Origin of the sequence: Caldicoprobacter sp. (assembly GCF_047459465.1) — a bacterium.
Lineage (GTDB): Bacteria > Bacillota > Clostridia > Caldicoprobacterales > Caldicoprobacteraceae > Caldicoprobacter.
In genome coordinates this window covers 1-15,728 of record NZ_VSCO01000032.1, presented here as the reverse complement: position 1 = coordinate 15,728, position 15,728 = coordinate 1, and the positions used below count along the sequence as shown (strand labels likewise).

The 15,728-nt window shown below is 48.2% G+C and carries 16 protein-coding genes and 1 riboswitch; of the genes, 1 reads left to right on the top strand and 15 read right to left on the bottom strand.

All coding sequences use genetic code 11. The annotated features are described in order from the left end of the window. Positions 1 to 134: 134 nt before the first annotated feature. Positions 135 to 1,220 (bottom strand): tRNA (adenosine(37)-N6)-threonylcarbamoyltransferase complex transferase subunit TsaD, encoded by a 1,086-nt coding sequence (gene tsaD / locus FWJ59_RS03715; RefSeq protein ID WP_414480643.1) that lies wholly within the window; start codon positions 1,218 to 1,220, stop codon positions 135 to 137. A 109-nt stretch (positions 1,221 to 1,329) separates the two neighbouring features. Here tsaD and FWJ59_RS03710 point away from each other — a divergent pair, with 109 nt between their 5' ends. Beyond that, the gene (locus FWJ59_RS03710; RefSeq protein WP_414480642.1) at positions 1,330 to 1,512 is read left to right on the top strand and encodes a hypothetical protein; all 183 of its coding nucleotides are present in this window, start codon (positions 1,330 to 1,332) and stop codon (positions 1,510 to 1,512) included. A 74-nt stretch (positions 1,513 to 1,586) separates the two neighbouring features. On the opposite strand, the gene FWJ59_RS03705 is transcribed toward FWJ59_RS03710, so the two are convergent. From FWJ59_RS03705 to FWJ59_RS03640, 14 genes are all read right to left on the bottom strand, one after another. Beyond that, entirely contained in the window at positions 1,587 to 2,309 is a 723-nt protein-coding gene (locus FWJ59_RS03705; protein ID WP_414480641.1) for a TIGR01906 family membrane protein, read from the bottom strand. A gap of 4 nt (positions 2,310 to 2,313) precedes the next feature. Beyond that, the gene (gene rimI / locus FWJ59_RS03700; protein ID WP_414480640.1) at positions 2,314 to 2,790 is read right to left on the bottom strand and encodes a ribosomal protein S18-alanine N-acetyltransferase; all 477 of its coding nucleotides are present in this window, start codon (positions 2,788 to 2,790) and stop codon (positions 2,314 to 2,316) included. Beyond that, the gene (gene tsaB, locus FWJ59_RS03695) at positions 2,790 to 3,503 is read right to left on the bottom strand and encodes a tRNA (adenosine(37)-N6)-threonylcarbamoyltransferase complex dimerization subunit type 1 TsaB (RefSeq protein ID WP_414480639.1); all 714 of its coding nucleotides are present in this window, start codon (positions 3,501 to 3,503) and stop codon (positions 2,790 to 2,792) included. Before tsaB ends, rimI begins: the two co-directional genes overlap by 1 nt. After that, positions 3,500 to 3,958 carry a tRNA (adenosine(37)-N6)-threonylcarbamoyltransferase complex ATPase subunit type 1 TsaE gene (gene tsaE / locus FWJ59_RS03690; protein ID WP_414480638.1) on the bottom strand — a complete coding sequence of 153 codons (459 nt, stop codon included), beginning with the start codon at positions 3,956 to 3,958 and terminating at the stop codon, positions 3,500 to 3,502. The genes tsaB and tsaE overlap by 4 nt, the downstream gene beginning before the upstream one ends. Positions 3,959 to 4,091: 133 nt before the next feature. After that, positions 4,092 to 4,706, bottom strand: a complete 615-nt coding sequence (locus FWJ59_RS03685; protein WP_414480637.1) for an ECF transporter S component — start codon at positions 4,704 to 4,706, stop codon at positions 4,092 to 4,094. Between the two features lie 87 nt (positions 4,707 to 4,793). After that, positions 4,794 to 4,915, bottom strand: a riboswitch (FMN riboswitch). A gap of 343 nt (positions 4,916 to 5,258) precedes the next feature. After that, a complete protein-coding gene (locus FWJ59_RS03680) occupies positions 5,259 to 6,422 on the bottom strand; it encodes an amidohydrolase (protein ID WP_414480636.1) in 1,164 nt (387 codons plus the stop codon). A gap of 136 nt (positions 6,423 to 6,558) precedes the next feature. Then, a complete protein-coding gene (gene radC / locus FWJ59_RS03675; RefSeq protein ID WP_414480644.1) occupies positions 6,559 to 7,227 on the bottom strand; it encodes a RadC family protein in 669 nt (222 codons plus the stop codon). A gap of 76 nt (positions 7,228 to 7,303) precedes the next feature. Then, the gene (gene speE, locus FWJ59_RS03670) at positions 7,304 to 8,137 is read right to left on the bottom strand and encodes a polyamine aminopropyltransferase (protein ID WP_414480635.1); all 834 of its coding nucleotides are present in this window, start codon (positions 8,135 to 8,137) and stop codon (positions 7,304 to 7,306) included. Then, the gene (locus FWJ59_RS03665) at positions 8,134 to 8,586 is read right to left on the bottom strand and encodes a Fur family transcriptional regulator (RefSeq protein ID WP_414480634.1); all 453 of its coding nucleotides are present in this window, start codon (positions 8,584 to 8,586) and stop codon (positions 8,134 to 8,136) included. The genes speE and FWJ59_RS03665 overlap by 4 nt, the downstream gene beginning before the upstream one ends. A 59-nt stretch (positions 8,587 to 8,645) precedes the next feature. Then, positions 8,646 to 9,545, bottom strand: a complete 900-nt coding sequence (thrB, locus tag FWJ59_RS03660; RefSeq protein ID WP_414480633.1) for a homoserine kinase — start codon at positions 9,543 to 9,545, stop codon at positions 8,646 to 8,648. A gap of 211 nt (positions 9,546 to 9,756) precedes the next feature. Then, positions 9,757 to 10,497: an HAD family hydrolase gene (locus tag FWJ59_RS03655; protein ID WP_414480632.1), complete on the bottom strand. Its 741-nt coding sequence runs from the start codon at positions 10,495 to 10,497 to the stop codon at positions 9,757 to 9,759. 13 nt (positions 10,498 to 10,510) lie between these two features. Beyond that, positions 10,511 to 12,241, bottom strand: coding sequence for a phospho-sugar mutase (locus FWJ59_RS03650; RefSeq protein ID WP_414480631.1), 1,731 nt, complete (start codon positions 12,239 to 12,241; stop codon positions 10,511 to 10,513). A gap of 96 nt (positions 12,242 to 12,337) precedes the next feature. After that, positions 12,338 to 13,219, bottom strand: a complete 882-nt coding sequence (galU, locus tag FWJ59_RS03645; RefSeq protein WP_414480630.1) for a UTP--glucose-1-phosphate uridylyltransferase GalU — start codon at positions 13,217 to 13,219, stop codon at positions 12,338 to 12,340. A 106-nt stretch (positions 13,220 to 13,325) separates the two neighbouring features. Continuing rightward, positions 13,326 to 15,728 (bottom strand): MBL fold metallo-hydrolase (locus FWJ59_RS03640; RefSeq protein ID WP_414480629.1); only part of this gene is annotated, 2,403 nt, incomplete at its 5' end.

The window sequence follows — 15,728 nt, the reverse complement described above, 5'->3', positions numbered from 1 at the left end:
AAATATCGACAATAAAGAATATAATGATTTTTCTGAAATATTCACATTATCCACATAGTTATCCACAATCGCTGTGGGCTTGCTGTAGCCATTTCCCCAAAATGTCCACACTATTCACATATTTCTTGACCACATTATCCACATTGGGCATGGCCATTCACGATGTTGGAAAAGCTGGGCTCCACAGTTAGAAATAGGTCATGTATCTTTCCCTTCATGAGGTTATAATAGGCCGCGCAGGCTATCATGGCGGCATTATCAGTACACAGCACCGGTGGAGGATAGTAAAGTTCAAAACCGCATTCCTGGGCTTTTTGCCTCATGCGTTCCCTGAGGGAAGAATTGGCAGCTACGCCTCCTGCCAGGGCTATTTTGGTCGTCCCTATTTTTTGAGCGGCTGCGATGGTCTTGTCAACCAAGACGTCCACCACTGCCTGCTGAAAGCTGGCTGCAATGTCGGCAATGCTGTAGCTTTGGTCACGCTGCTCCAGGGTATTGAGGTAGTTGAGTACCGCCGTCTTAAGCCCGCTGAAGCTAAAATCAAAGTTATCTCCCTCCATGTAGGCCCGAGGGAACTGTACCGCCTCTGGGTTGCCCTGCCTTGCTATGGAATCGATGGCCGGCCCGCCGGGGTAGCTCAAGCCCAAGGCCCTAGCCACCTTATCGTAAGCCTCCCCTGCCGCATCATCACGGGTTTGCCCTATTAGGGCATACTCACCGTAATCCTTGACCCATATCAGATGCGTATGCCCACCCGACACCACCAGGCAGAGAAAAGGCGGTTCCAGTTGGGGGTGCGCAATATAATTGGCGCTTATATGCCCCTCGATATGGTCAACGCCCACCAGGGGCAGGCGCAGGGCATAAGCCAGGGCTTTGGCGACCGACAGCCCCACCAGCAGTGCACCTACCAGTCCTGGCCCGAAGGTAACGGCAATGCAATCCAGATCATTAATCCCCACCCCTGCTTCCTCCAGCGCCTGATCGATTATGGGGCTTATCACCTCCACGTGCTTCCGCGAGGCTATCTCGGGTACCACGCCCCCATACTGCCTGTGCAGCCCAACTTGGGATGAGATTTTGTTGCTAAGCACCATACGGCCGTTTTTTACGACGGCTGCAGAGGTCTCATCGCAGGAAGTCTCTATGCCCAAAATGATTATTTCATCTTTATGTCTTAACGCCTCAAGCCTTTCTTTTACATCATCAAAATACGCCATGAATATTGCCTCCTTAAAACTAAACCTTCATTTTTTCCATCCTAAAATGTAACACTCTAGCAAATCACACATAACATGATATTGAAGTTAATAAAAGGAGTGATGGTAGGTGGCCAATCTCTTTAATTTTTTCGGCGGCGATAGCAGCATACTGATACTTATTTTACTGTTATTGCTTTTCAGCGATGGAGGGAAATGCTCTTTCGACGATGATTTGTTCTCCCTCATCCTCGTCTTGATCATCCTATTTTGCTTCTGCGGAGGGTTTAAAATTTTCAGCAACGAAGGTTGACGATCAACAAACCCTACCCGCAAAAAATCAATTTCCTACTTAATACGACCAAGGGATAGGGCGCAAACTCACCCCTATCCCTTTTCCCGTTTTAACCCATTTAACCATGTATAAATCCCACCAAGCAGGGCACCCACAGCCAGCATTCCCAAAATGAAATGCGTCATTATCCTAACAACTATGTCATAGAAAAATTTCTCAGGCACTATCTGTATGAGAACGTCAACCTGCGGATCAAGCAACCAAAGGTCATTATCAAAGAAAATATAATGAAAGTAATTCCAGTAGGGCGTAAAATCCTGGTTTATCAGCCACAGCAAAACTCCACCTATTATAAGCAAAAAAGCTAGCAAAAGCAAATGGGCTTTAAATAGCCACCTTATCATATCCTTCTTGATCAATATATAGAGTATGATCAGCAAAAAAACCAATACAATGATTAAAATCCTCCGCAACTGATATCCTCTCATGAACAATTCCCTGACGTCCACCATATGGGCTATTTCCCGCTCATTGAACACGTATCTCTCCTGCCCCTTAATGACGGCTTTCACGTTTAAGTCAGGCCTCTTCCCTCTTATATAATCCAAAAGGGCTTGAGTGACCTCCATCAACTCCTGTTGGGATATACCAATTTCCTCGGGACGTTTCAGCTTCTCATATTCGGCGCAGTAAAAATTAAGGTCAAAAGCAGAAATTTCTATGCAGCTGAGCAGAAGTATGAAGGCCAGCAAAAATGCTATCGTCAAAGAGACTAAAAATATTAATGCCCTTGATTTCATGGTTTGGCTCATCATGGCCTTATCCTCCCTGTATCAACTTCAGTGTATGGCTTATGCTGAAATTCCACATTATAATGGCATCTTCAGCGTTATCGCTATAATACCCCTTTCGCACACCTACCTCCACAAACCCCAATTTCTTATACAAGCTTTGAGCCGCTATATTGGAAGCCCTGACCTCTAGCGTCATCTTGTCTATCCCAATTCTGTGGGCTTCTGCCATCAAAGCTTTAAGGATTGCCTGGCCTATCCCCTTCCTACGAAACAATGGGTGTACCGCTATGTTGGTTATGTGGGCTTCGTCTACTACAAGCCACATTCCCCCATACCCCACCACTGTTCCCGAATGCTCAGCCACCACATACCTGGCACATCCATTCTTTTCCACTTCGAGCACAAAGGATTGCCTGGACCATGGAACTGAAAAGCACATCTTCTCTATCTCCCATACCGCATCTATATCAGTAGGCCTAATTGGGCGAATAACGTACTCCACTAACGACCGTCCTCCTTGCCGCACTTTTTAAACCTCTGCTCGGCCTGCGATTTGCGCAGATAAAAAGGCTGTAACTCCCAGTAGTTTTGCGTATCCCCTGCCAGCGCCCTTTCAAGGGCTAACCATGCGACGGAGGAAGCCCTCTGCATAGCATGGGTTGGAGGCGCAAACATAGCCCGGCCGCCCATTTTCTCCTCTATAACGCTTCTGTAAGCAAATATCCCATCGCCGCAAAAGTATACGGGCTCATTCCACCCGTTGAGCACCTCCATCAGTTTTTCAATGGATACGGCCATATAATCTTCCATGCGCTCCAGCCTATCTCCGCTCCACCTATATACCGATGTATAAACCTGAGCACGCCTGGCATCCATTATGGGACAGATCAGCCCCCCAGCACCTGCCAAATTAAAGGCCAAGCCATCAAGGGTAGGAATCCCCACCACCGGCTTGTTGAGCGCCTGGGCCAATCCCTTGACGGTGGCCACCCCAATACGCAACCCTGTAAAGGAACCAGGACCGTACGCCACCCCAAAGACGTCTATGTCTTTCAACGCCAGTGAAGCATCCTCCAAAACCTGCTCCACCGCCGGCACCAATTTTTGAGAGTGATTTCGCTCCTGATTCAATATGTATTCCGCCAGCAACCTTTGTTCATCCACTATGGCCACCGAAATGACAGCAGAAGAAGTTTCCACCGCCAGCACCCTCATATACCCTTCAGCTCCTTTTCAAATCTCAAGTATCGGTCCCCCACCGCATCCACAGTGATCTCACGCTTTCCCTCTCCAGCAATTTCTATCTCCACCCGCACGTACTCCTCTGGGCAAAGGTATTCCAAGCGCTCGGGCCACTCCACTATGGACACCCCATCGCCGTAAAAAAATTCCTCATATCCTAAGTCCAACACCTCGTCCGGCCCGCTTAACCGATACAGATCGAAGTGATAAACCGGCACCTTGCCTTCATACCTGTGCATCAGCGTATAGGTAGGGCTTGTAACCATGTCCCTGGCTCCCAAGCCCAGAGCGATGCCTCTGGTCAAGACCGTTTTGCCTGCACCCAGGCCGCCATATAAAAGCACAATGTCCCCTGCATTCAGCAGCTTACCCATCTTTTGGCCAAGTTCGACAGTTTCCTGCTCCGAATGCGTCACAAACGCCACCATAAAACACCATTCCTTGCAAAAATGATTATCACGTCTTTATATTATAACCTTAAAAATATGGCATAACAAGAACGGGCTAAAATAAAAAGCCCCCGTCTCACAGAAACGGGGAGCATTGCACCCATATACCTAACTATCTGCGAAGGATTGGCGATACCTTTTTATATATGAGCAGGGTAATTACCGATACCACTACCGCCTTTAGGATATTAAAGGGGATAACAGCATATACTATATATGTCTTTAAATCGACTATTGCTTTATTGGCCTGAGACATCATGTTCAATATGGCATCCATGGAATATACCTTTGCATACAGGGGTATTAGGACGTAATAGTTGGCCAAGGAGGCCAACAAAGTCATGGCTATAGTACCTACCGCCATTCCCATCAGCGCTCCCTTTTTGGTCCTATTGGCTGAATACACCATAGAAGCCGGAACCACAAATCCAATTCCTACTATGAAGTTGGCCAGGTTGCCAACGCCGCCAGTGGTACTCCTAAAAAGGAAATGAAGCAAATTCTTGAGGAACTCTATTATAATACCTGTCAGTGGCCCCATGGCAAACCCGCCTACCAGGGCAGGCAGATCACTTAAATCAAATTTGAGAAAGGCTGGGAAAAGCGGCAGGGGAAACTCGAGAAATACCATAAGTAAAAAGGCAATGGCTGAAAGCAACGAGATTTTGGCAATATCCCGGACTTTGAAATTTAACCTTGTAGCGCCATTACATTTTGTGTTGGGCATAAACCACTCTCCTCCCGTAACCTGAATTTGGATTAAAAAAGCTCCCGACACTATCATCGGGAGCTTTTTGTATGCCAGACACAATAACACTATCTTCTCCCATCCAGACTGTAACTGTCGGCTCCGGAATTTCACCGGATCAATCCCTCTTCGAGGGACTCGCGGGCTTTACCGCCGGTCGGGAATTTCACCCTGCCCCGAAGATAGTCCTCCATAGCCATCATATTCAATTTGTTTGCCATAATTATAGCTGATTGCTACTAACTTAGCAAGTACTTTTTTGAACCAGAACTTGTCTAAAGCGAGTGACAGTAAGCTTTCTATTTCCCACCCTTGAAAGGGCTGTAAGCAACCTAAACTCTTTGCATGCCTACAACAACCGAGATGATGACAGGATAAAGCGGTATCTTTTTTACGGATATCTGGGATACGGCAACGTTAGTTTCCATAAATTTGCCCATTTTTCTGCAATCCTTCACCCATTTTGTTTTATGTGGTGTAGTATAGCCAGTGGGTACATGTGGGGCAACGCCTAATATCACGCTCCCCTCATTATTCCCTCTTGAACACCAAATTGCCGTCGATGAACACCCACTGCGTCCTAGAACGCACATCCAGGGGATGGCCGTCAAATATCACCACGTCAGCATCCTTGCCCTCTTCCAGGCTTCCTACCCTATCATCCAAACCGGTTATCTGAGCGGGATATATGGTTATGGCCTTTAAGGCCTCCATCTCATCCATCCCTTCCCGCACGGCTATGGCAGCGCACACCGGCAAATACTGTATAGGTATTACCGGATGATCGGTCATGATGGCCACTTTCAGTCCTGCTTTTGACAGAATAGCGGGCGCTTTGAAGGTAAGGTTTTTAAGCTCCACCTTGCTGCGCTCCGTAAGCAACGGCCCTACAATGACCTTCGCCTTTTCCTCCAGCAGAAAATCTACTATCCTGTGGCCTTCGGTACAGTGGTCCAACGTAAAATCCACGTTGAATTCTTTGGCTATCCTTATGCCGGTCAATATATCATCGGCTCGATGGGCATGGATCTTAAGGGGTATCTCCCGGTTCAAAACTTTAACCAGTATCTCCATCTTAAGATCCCTATCCGGCATTTTATCAGGGTCTTTCTGACCACGCTCTAACTTGCGCTTGTATTCCTGCGCTTGAATCAATGCCTGCCGCAATATGGCAGCAGTCGCCATTCTGGTAGAGGGGGCTTTATGCTGCTGGCCGTATACCCGTTTGGGATTTTCGCCAAAGGCTACCTTCAGCGCCAGCGGGGCCTTGATAACCATGTCATCCACCCTGCGCCCATAGGTCTTAAGAGCGGCAAACTGCCCACCTATGACGTTAGCGCTCCCCGGACCGGTAACGACAGTAGTAATCCCATGTTCCCTGGCCTCACGAAAGCTGTTATCATCGGGATTTATGCCGTCTATGGCCCTAAGATGCGGAGTTACGGGATCGGTCATCTCATTCCCATCGGCCCCTTCCTCCCTTATTCCATCCTCCCACATACCTATATGGCAGTGAGCATCCACGATCCCGGGCATGACCCACATCCCTTGCGCATCGATTACCTCAAAACCTTCAGGAGGATCTATATGTTCTGCTATTTTTTTGATCTTACTCCCTTCAATCAATATGTCCCCTCTGTCGTAGTTTTTATCAGCCATGGTAAGTATCCTGCCATTTTTTATGAGCACATTCATCCCTATCCCCTCCCAAATTTATAATAGACTCATAACTATGTGCCATGCACAAATTTGCCTTTTAACTCCTGTATATTGCCCCAATATTTCTGTCTGTCCAACCTTCCAGCAAAAGCCCTATGCCGTATATAATTCCCTATATAAGTCCGTGGTCGGCAAAGCTAAAGTATTTGCCATCGGCTACTATGATGTGATCCAATACCCTTATGGATATGGCTTCAAGGGCAGTAACTATCTTGCGCGTGACGTTTAAATCGGCCTGCGAAGGTTCCAGCGATCCTCCGGGGTGATTGTGAGCCAGGATGACGCTATGGGCCTGATGCCGCAGGGCAGCCTCTACAATCAATCGTGGATATACGGGCGCCTGGTCTATCGTCCCCTCATGGACCATGCAAGGGTGATTGACCCTGTTTTGAGCATCTAGGCACACCACATAGAAGGCCTCATACTGCCTCCCAGAAAACAGTGCGACCAAATACTCCCCTGCCTTGGCAGTGTTATTCAGCCGGGGCTTCTTACCCCATTTATCTTTAAAATAAATCCTGGCCAAGGAAGGTATGAGCGTCAATAGCACGGCTGAGTTCTTGCCAATGCCGGGAACCGACATCAAATCGGCCGGATCAGCTTCAAACACCGCCGACAAAGAACCATATCTTTTCAGCAGGGCATGGGCCAATTCGTTGGTATCCTTCCTGGGTATCGAATAAAAAAGCAAAAGCTCCAAAATCTGATGGGGTTCAAAGCTGTCCAAACCTTCATTGAGGAATCTATTCCTAACCCTCTCCCTGTGTCCCTCATGCACCAGTACCACCCGTCCGCAAAATAGTCATGCAAAGCGCTCTCAATCATCCTTTGCAGATAAACGTTCAAACAGCGCCAGGCTAGACGGCATTGAGAAAGTCGTTTATGAAGGCAGGCAACGCAAAACACGCATGGAACAGCTCTTTGGTAAAATACCGGGTATTGAGCCCCTCGGCTCGGCTTAAATCAGCTGTTGAATAATGGTAGGCATTGGAGGCCATGGTAAAGCTCCATAGCCCGCCTGGATAAGTAGGGACACACGCCAGATATGGATTGACGAACTTGAATAGGCCGCTCAATAGCCTCTTTACCCTTTTCATGACATCCTTATTGTAAAAAGGAGATCCCGACTGGACATTTAAAATCCCATCGGGTTTTAAAGCCTTGAAACAGTCGCTGTAAAATTGATGTTCGAACAGCTGTACCGCCGGCCCTACGGGATCAGAAGAGTCCACTACTATCACATCGTATTCCTCTTTTTTAGATTTAATAAACTCGAGGCCGTCCTGTATGAACAGGCAAAGCCGCGGATCGTCAAAAACAGAAGCGTTTTCGGGGAAAAACTGGCGCACGGCATCGATTACATCTCCATCGATCTCAACCATGTGTACCTCTTCTACCTCTTTGTGTTTGAGCACCTCACGCGCCGCTCCTCCATCCCCTCCACCTATTATAAGCACCCGTTTGGGAGAAGGGTGGGTAAGCAGCGGAACATGGACGATCATCTCGTTATAGATGAACTCATCCTTCTCTGTAATTTGGATGGCGTCGTCCAGAATAAGGGTGCGCCCATAATCCTCCAGCTCCAACACACGCAAACTTTGATACCTGGTCTGCCGTTCATGCAGTACCCTCTTTACCCCCCAATGTAGCTCGTATCCTGGCGTCTCCTTTTCAACATACCAAATGATCACTCCCTCTCTCTCCTCCTTTCATCGTTCATCAATTTGGCCCGCACGCATTCCTTGCAAAACCCCAATACTTCAAAGCTGTGGTCAATTGGAACAAAGCCCTCCTTCATCGGCATATCCCCAAGGGGGCAATATTCCACGCACTGGACTTTACCACAGCCTTTGCAGATTAAATGATGATGGTGTTTACCATCTATCAGCTCGTAATAGGCAGCGCCCTGATCAAACATTATCTTACGGGCTATGCCTTCCTGCACCAGTACATCGAGGTTTCTATACACGGTGGAAAAGTTGATACCAGGATTTATCTCGGCAACTTTCTCGAAGATGTGTTGGGCTGTAGCCAAGGGCTTTTCCAGGTCCATGAATGCGTTCAGTATGGCCTGCCGCTGTTTGGTAAGCTTATATCCCCGTTGCTTAAGCTGCTCGATGAATTCATTTTTACTTTGCATCAGCAAAACCCCTTTGTCCAATTTCCAAACCATCACAAATCCAAAGCCATTTTATATTCCTATATGCATGATACCTCCACGCCGCCGGTACAAAAGCCAACCATTCGTATCTCCCACTTTTCCTGAAAAGCAGAAACTGCCTCCTTCATCTTATCGATGAATGCTACATTACCCTCATCGAGAATGGCTACAACAGCAGGGCCTGCTCCGCTTAAAAATATGCCCTTTGCTCCCCATTTACCAGCATAAGAAAATATGTCGTCCCAATGAGGAATCAGAGCTTTCCTATAAGGCTGATGCAACCTGTCCTGCGTGGCAACTGCAAGCATATCCAGCTTTCTGGTCAAAAGCGCAGCAACCAGAATGGCCGTACGGCTTATGTTGAACACCACATCCTTAAAGGGTATGGCGTCGGGGAGTACCCTCCTGGCTTTAGAAGTATTTAACTCAAAATCGGGTATCATAACAGCCAGCTTTATCCCCGGCGGAGGATCCATTTTTACATATAAGACCTCATCGCCTTCCAGACAGGCTGCTGTCATACCGCCTACTAGAGCAGGAACCACGTTGTCGGGATGCCCATCCACCTGAACAGCCAGCTTCATCAGCTCATGCAAGCCCAGCCTAAATCCGCTTAGGGCATTGGCGGCAACCATACCGCCCACAATGCATGCGGCGCTACTCCCCAATCCCCGAGCAACGGGGATATCGTTGATCAGGGTCATTCGTATGCCCTTGGGGCGATAGCATACTTCATCAAAAACCTTCTGCATGGAACGATACACTAGGTTGGTACGGTCGCGAGGGATTTCACGACAACCTTGTCCCATCACCTCTATGTATAGCCCTTCATCGCATTCTTCGACTTCTATAGTGTTGTATACATCAATTGCCATTCCCAAACAATCAAAACCCGGTCCGATATTGGCTGTAGTAGCCGGTACTTTAACCCTTACCACATACTTTTCCTCCTGTTTGAACGCTTTGCCTTTCTTTAGGAAATTGTACCACAATTTTAATTGCGCTACAACCTTTATACTCCCTTTATCCCTTATGGATTTACTAAATATTCAAAACGAAAAAAGGGGAAGACTATCTTCTAGATAGCCTCATCCCCTCTTACCTTCTGGGAGCCATCAAGCATGCACGTTATGCAAAAGATCCCCCATCTTATCGGGCCCTTTTATGTTTACCAACAGCAGGCAGCTGCTTTACGAACTCATAAAAATCCCCATAGGAACCCTTATAAGTGCACTCAATAGGATCTCCCGTCCTGTGCAACATGTAATCGGTGATCAAATAGGTCGCCATACCAACGGAAGCAGCCACCAGGTCCTCCTGTACATCGTTGCCCACCATGATGCATTGATGGGGTTGTTTGCCGATATCTCTCAACACTTCTCGATAAAAGCCCACATTGGGCTTACAAAATCGATTGGTCTCGTAACACGAGATGTATATGAAATCCTCCGGCTCAAAGCCTGCCCATCGAATTCTATGGAGTATGGCTCTTTTGGGGAAAAGGGGATTTGTAGCTATGGCTACACTATACCCCTTTTCCCTCAATATACGTACGCTCTCCCTCATGGATGGCACGTCTTTAACGCACTGCCGGGTGTTCAAAAAACCTTGATCATAAAAGGCGTCAAACCTTTCTTTATATACGTCAATCTTGTCCTGGCCCACCAGTTTGGAAAAGCTTTCCATAAACACCTCTTGGTTTGTGCGTTGTCCGTCATTGTTGACCATGTCCTTTGTAGCCGCCCATACATATTGGACCAGGCGCTCGGGCTCTATCAAATCGCTAAAAGTTTTCGTCAATTCCTTAAAGTACAGCCGCGTAAACTCATCCATATCCATGGGAAGCAACGTCCCATCAAGATCAAACAGAAAAGTGTCAATCTCCCTCAAATTCGTCCCCCCATCACTCAATCCTGGCCATCACTCCATTTACCAGCCTGTTCATCTTCTCCTCAGCATCCTGGAGGCTTTTGCCTACGGTGGAGAAGTAAAATTTTATCTTAGGCTCAGTGCCAGATGGCCTTAAGGCAAACCATGAACCATCAACCAGGGTATAGCGCAACACATCAGACGTTTGAGACATGGGTATCGGTAACACCTTGTCCTCTTGCAGGTGATAGGCCTTTAACTCTTTGTAATCCCTAATGACATCAACCTTTATTCCTCCTACCTCGAGGGGCGGGTTTTGGCGGAAGCTCTCCATGATGGCCTTTATCTTTTCCATGCCTTCCCTGCCTTCAAGATATACCGATTTCTGAGTTTCATGGTAATACCCGAACCTTTCCCACAGCTCCATTAAACCATCATACAGCGTCATACCCCTAGATTTATAATAAGCGGCCATTTCGCAAGCCAACATGGAAGCTATAATGCCATCCTTGTCCCTTACAAAATCCCCTGCAAGATAGCCATAGCTCTCCTCATAGCCGAACAAAAACACCTTATCCCCGGCCTCTTCAAATTCCTTGATCTTTTCGCCTATAAATTTAAAGCCGGTATAAGTATCTACTGTCTCGATGCCATACGACCTGGCAATCTCTCGCCCCATTTCGCTGGTCACGATTGTCTTAACTATAGCACCGTTGCGCGGCAGCCTGCCCGCTCTTTGCAGGGATCCAAGCACGTAGTTGACCAGCAAAGCACCCAGCTGGTTGCCGGTCAGCACTACGTATTTGCCCTCTCTATTCTTTACCACAACTCCCAGCCTATCGCTATCCGGGTCGGTACCTATTATTATGTCAGCACCCTGTTTTTGGGCAAGCTCTATGGCCAAAGCAAAGGCTTCGGGCTCCTCGGGGTTTGGATATTTCACGGTGCGAAATTCAGGATCAGGCAGTTCCTGTTCGGGAACTACCATGACGTTTTTAAAGCCCAGCTCCCCAAGCACACGCCTTACCGGCTTATTGCCGGTTCCATGCAAGGGAGTATAAACGATCTTGAGGTCCTTACCGACCTCCTTGACCAGCTCCTTATTTATGCATAGCTGCTTTACCCTCTCGATATAGCGGCTCAGCACATCTTCTCCTATAATGTGAAAGAGCCCCCGGGTCTCAGCCTCTTCCCTGCTGATGATTTTGATATCCTCAAAGCGCTCTACGGCGTAAACTTCTTTTATGATTTCCTCGGAACGGCTGGGTGGTACCTGTCCCCCATCCTCCCAATACACCTTGTAGCCATTATAAGCGGGAGGATTATGGCTGGCCGTTATGACCACTCCAGCTATAGCCCCCAGCTCCCTCACGCTAAACGACAACACCGGGGTAGGCTGCAGTTCATCATACAGGTAAGTTTTAATCCCATTGGCATTCAAAACCAGGGCCGTCTCCAACGCAAATTCCTTTGACATCCTTCTGGAGTCATAGGCAATTACGACGCCTCTGTTCATGGCTCGGGACCCTTGCTTCTTTATATAATTGGCCAGGCCCTGGGTGGCCCTGCGAACGGTATACTTGTTCATCCGGTTGGAACCCGCGCCTATGATCCCGCGAAGTCCCCCGGTGCCAAACTCCAGGTCCTTGTAAAATCGGTCCTCCAGTTCCTTTTCATCGTGCGCTATGGTCGCCAGCTCTTCCTTTGTGGCTTTATCTATTACAGGGCTTTCCATCCATAGCCTGTATCTCTCTCTATAATCCATCCAAACTTCCCCCTTTTTCTGGCATACCTCGTAGGATTTACGATTTTATTGTTTAACATAAAAGAAGGTTTTATTTACGCAGGCTGTGGACATGGTTTAAATATCGCTCAATTCTCTTTCCACCAAACCTTTTAAATAACGCCCAAACTCCTCCTTGAGGTCTTCCCTGCGAAGGGCAAACTCCACTGTGGCCTGCAGGTAGCCCAGCTTGTGCCCCACGTCATATCTTTTACCCTCAAACTCATAGGCATATATGGCTTCTTCCGAAGCCAGAGCCTGCAGTGCATCGGTAAGCTGTATCTCTCCCCCGACCCCTGGCGGAGTATTGGCCAGATGATAAAATATCCTGGGCGTGATGATATACCGCCCCAAAATGGCCAGGGTGGACGGCGCCTTATCGGGATCGGGCTTTTCAACCAGCCCCTTAACCTTGTAAACCCTGTCTTCAATAGGTATGCCGTTGACTATGCCGTACTTGCTAACGTCCTCCTTAGGCACATGCTGGCACCCAAGAACAGTAGTCTTATATTCATTGTAAACCTCAATGAGTTGCTTTAAACAAGGGGTTTTAGAGTAGACTATATCGTCGCCCAATAAGACGGCAAAGGGCTCATCCCCTATAAAGGAACGAGCGCAGTATATGGCATGCCCTAATCCCTTGGGCTCCTTTTGGCGTATGTAGTGAATATCCACCATATTTGAGATATCATCCACCAGCTTGAGGAGGTCTTCCCTATTGCTTTTGCGAAGGGCCTCTTCCAGCTCCAGTGAACGGTCAAAATGGTCCTCAATGGACCTCTTGTTTCTGCCGGTAACGATGAGAAATTCCTCTATTCCCGACTCAATAGCCTCTTCTATTATGTACTGTATGGTAGGCTTATCGACGATGGGCAACATCTCTTTGGGCTGAGCTTTTGTGGCCGGCAAAAACCTGGTTCCTAATCCTGCCGCCGGAATGATGGCCTTTCTTATTTTCATATATATACCCCCATTCCCATACTTCTTTAATTGGTTCCGGTTCCCCTTAACAATCAAATATTATAAACAGGAAAGACAACCCATATATAATATTTTATATATCGCGTTAATTTTTCTCAATAACCAGCTTGTAGCCAGTACAAGATTCAAATTCCTTTTTAACGTCATCGAAGGCCTGGCAATCCCAATCGCCCATCGGTACAACCCTAACCTCCTTTTCCAGCTGAAAAAAGCCGGGATTCCTCTTCAAACGCAGTCCCCTTTGCTCCAGCAATCGCCTTGCGAGCTTGATGACCTCGTTCTGGTTGGGATTGGGGTTGATCCTCATAGGCCATCCCGTTTTGTTCTCCAGCTGCAATATGACATCCCGGTACTGCTGACCTATCTCGGGAGATATAAAAGTCAACTCTATATAGGGCCCTTTTTCGTCCCGTTTGAGCCCCTTTTTGTAAAGCCTGTGGGGCTTACCCGCGAAAGTTTCTTCTATAAGCCTGAAAGCCCTGTTTTGCTCCATCTGCCCGGGCTGTGCGGCTATGGGCTCAAAGGCATCAGGCTTTACATGCCCTTCAATGATCAGATCAAGGCCGGTAGCCTCTGCAAACCGCCTCCTTATATCTTCTACATCCACATCCCCTTCAATGGTAGCTTTAAAATATCCCTCAGCACGGTAATACGACAAACTCCCCAAAAGATAGGCCCCTTCAGGCAGGAGGCTTACAAGCAGGTCTTCTGCAGCTTCAAGGTTGCACTCGCGGTTAAGCTCGACCCGCCATCCGGTTAGCTTCTCAAAGTGCTCAATTTCATCCCTATACCTCTGAGCCGCCACCTTTGGAAATTTGAAGTAAAGCAGCGCAACCTTTTCTTCAAACCGGGCTCCCTTTTTATACAGCCCCGTCTCGGGCGGAAAATATTCATCAACCAGCGCCAGCATGCGGTTAACCTCCATCGGGCCTTGAAGTTTTTGGAGCCGCTGAGCGACCCGCTCCTCAGACAGCGGCCGGTACAAAAAAGGCCGCCAACTATCGGGCTCAAAATAGTCGGAATGCAGCAGTATGCTGCTCAGCTGGCTTACGCCTTCCTGCACTGGTTCCTTCCCCGACCAGATGTAGAACAGCTCTTCGGGGCTGTATGCCCTCTTTTGCCCACCGTGTTCCATTATATGTCTCCACAGGACCTCTATATCCTCGCCTTCAGGAATGCCCTCTCTATTGAGGGAAGGAATCAAAGCCCGTTCAATCTGCATTCTTGGACGCCTGATGTGAAAATCATAGGTCTCTCCGTTTCTGGGCACATAAACTCTGCCTTGAAAATCGGCCTGCATCTCCTTCCCCAAATGCTGTATGACCTCTTCCTGTCCATGTACTAGAAAGATCTGCCTAGGCGAAAGGGCGTGTAATACCCCTAAAAGTTCAATCTTATCAGCATGGGCAGATAAGTTGTACTTGTCAAGCTGGCAGCTGACAGGGATCCGCCTTTCTCCCAGATCCAGAAACCTCTCCTCGCAATGGGCGTTCACCAAGTTGAGCAGCTGGCGGCCGGGAGCCTCCTCATCCTGATATCCTGTTATGGCGATGAAGTTGTTTTCATCCCCCACCAGCTTTTCTGCATACCACTGGCTCGGCCCGCCGGTCAGCATGCCAGAGCTGGATATTATGCAGCAGGGCTCTGAAAGCCCCACCACAGCCTCCCTGTCCCTCTTGTCAGACACCGGCTGTATCCAGTCGTCAAAGAACACCTCTTTATCTTTCCACACCCTCTTGGCTAAACTGCTATGCAGATAATTGGGATTCAAGCGGTATACCCTACATACCTCCCGCACCATGCCATCGACAAACACCTTAAACCTGGGCAGTTTACCCTTGTTCATGGCCCGCCTCAGCATGAGTATGACCTCCTGAGCGCGCCCTATGGCAAAGGCGGGTATCAGCACCTTCCCACCTCTATCTATTACCTCACCCACCATCTGGATGAAACGCTCCTCCTCCATCTGGCGATTGGCATGGAGCTTGTCCCCGTAAGTGCCTTCCAGTATGGCCACATCGGGCCGGAGCTTGGGGATTGAAGCCCCGCTCACCGTATACTGGTTGGTAAGCGATATGTCCCCCGAATAGAAGGCGCTGCCCTCTTTGCCCTGGATGTAAATGCAGCTTGCACCGACGATGTGTCCCGCATGATAGAAGGTGACCTTAATTTCTGCATCCTTGAAGGGCTGTATGGCATATTCGGGCGAAAAACATATTATCCTATCCATCATCTGCTTGACATGGACCTCTGCATATATAGGTATCTCGCCTTCCTGCTGTTCCATAATCTTCAAGCTATCGTAAAGAAGGACCCGCACCAAGTCTTTGGTGGCATGGGTCATATATATAGAAGCATGGGGATACTCCCTGCTTATTAGAGGGAGGGCACCGGTATGATCCAGATGGGCATGGGACACAAATATCGCGTCCACACCGCCTTTTTCTTGAATGACGCGGAGGTCAGGAAGGCTATCCTTAGACGAGTC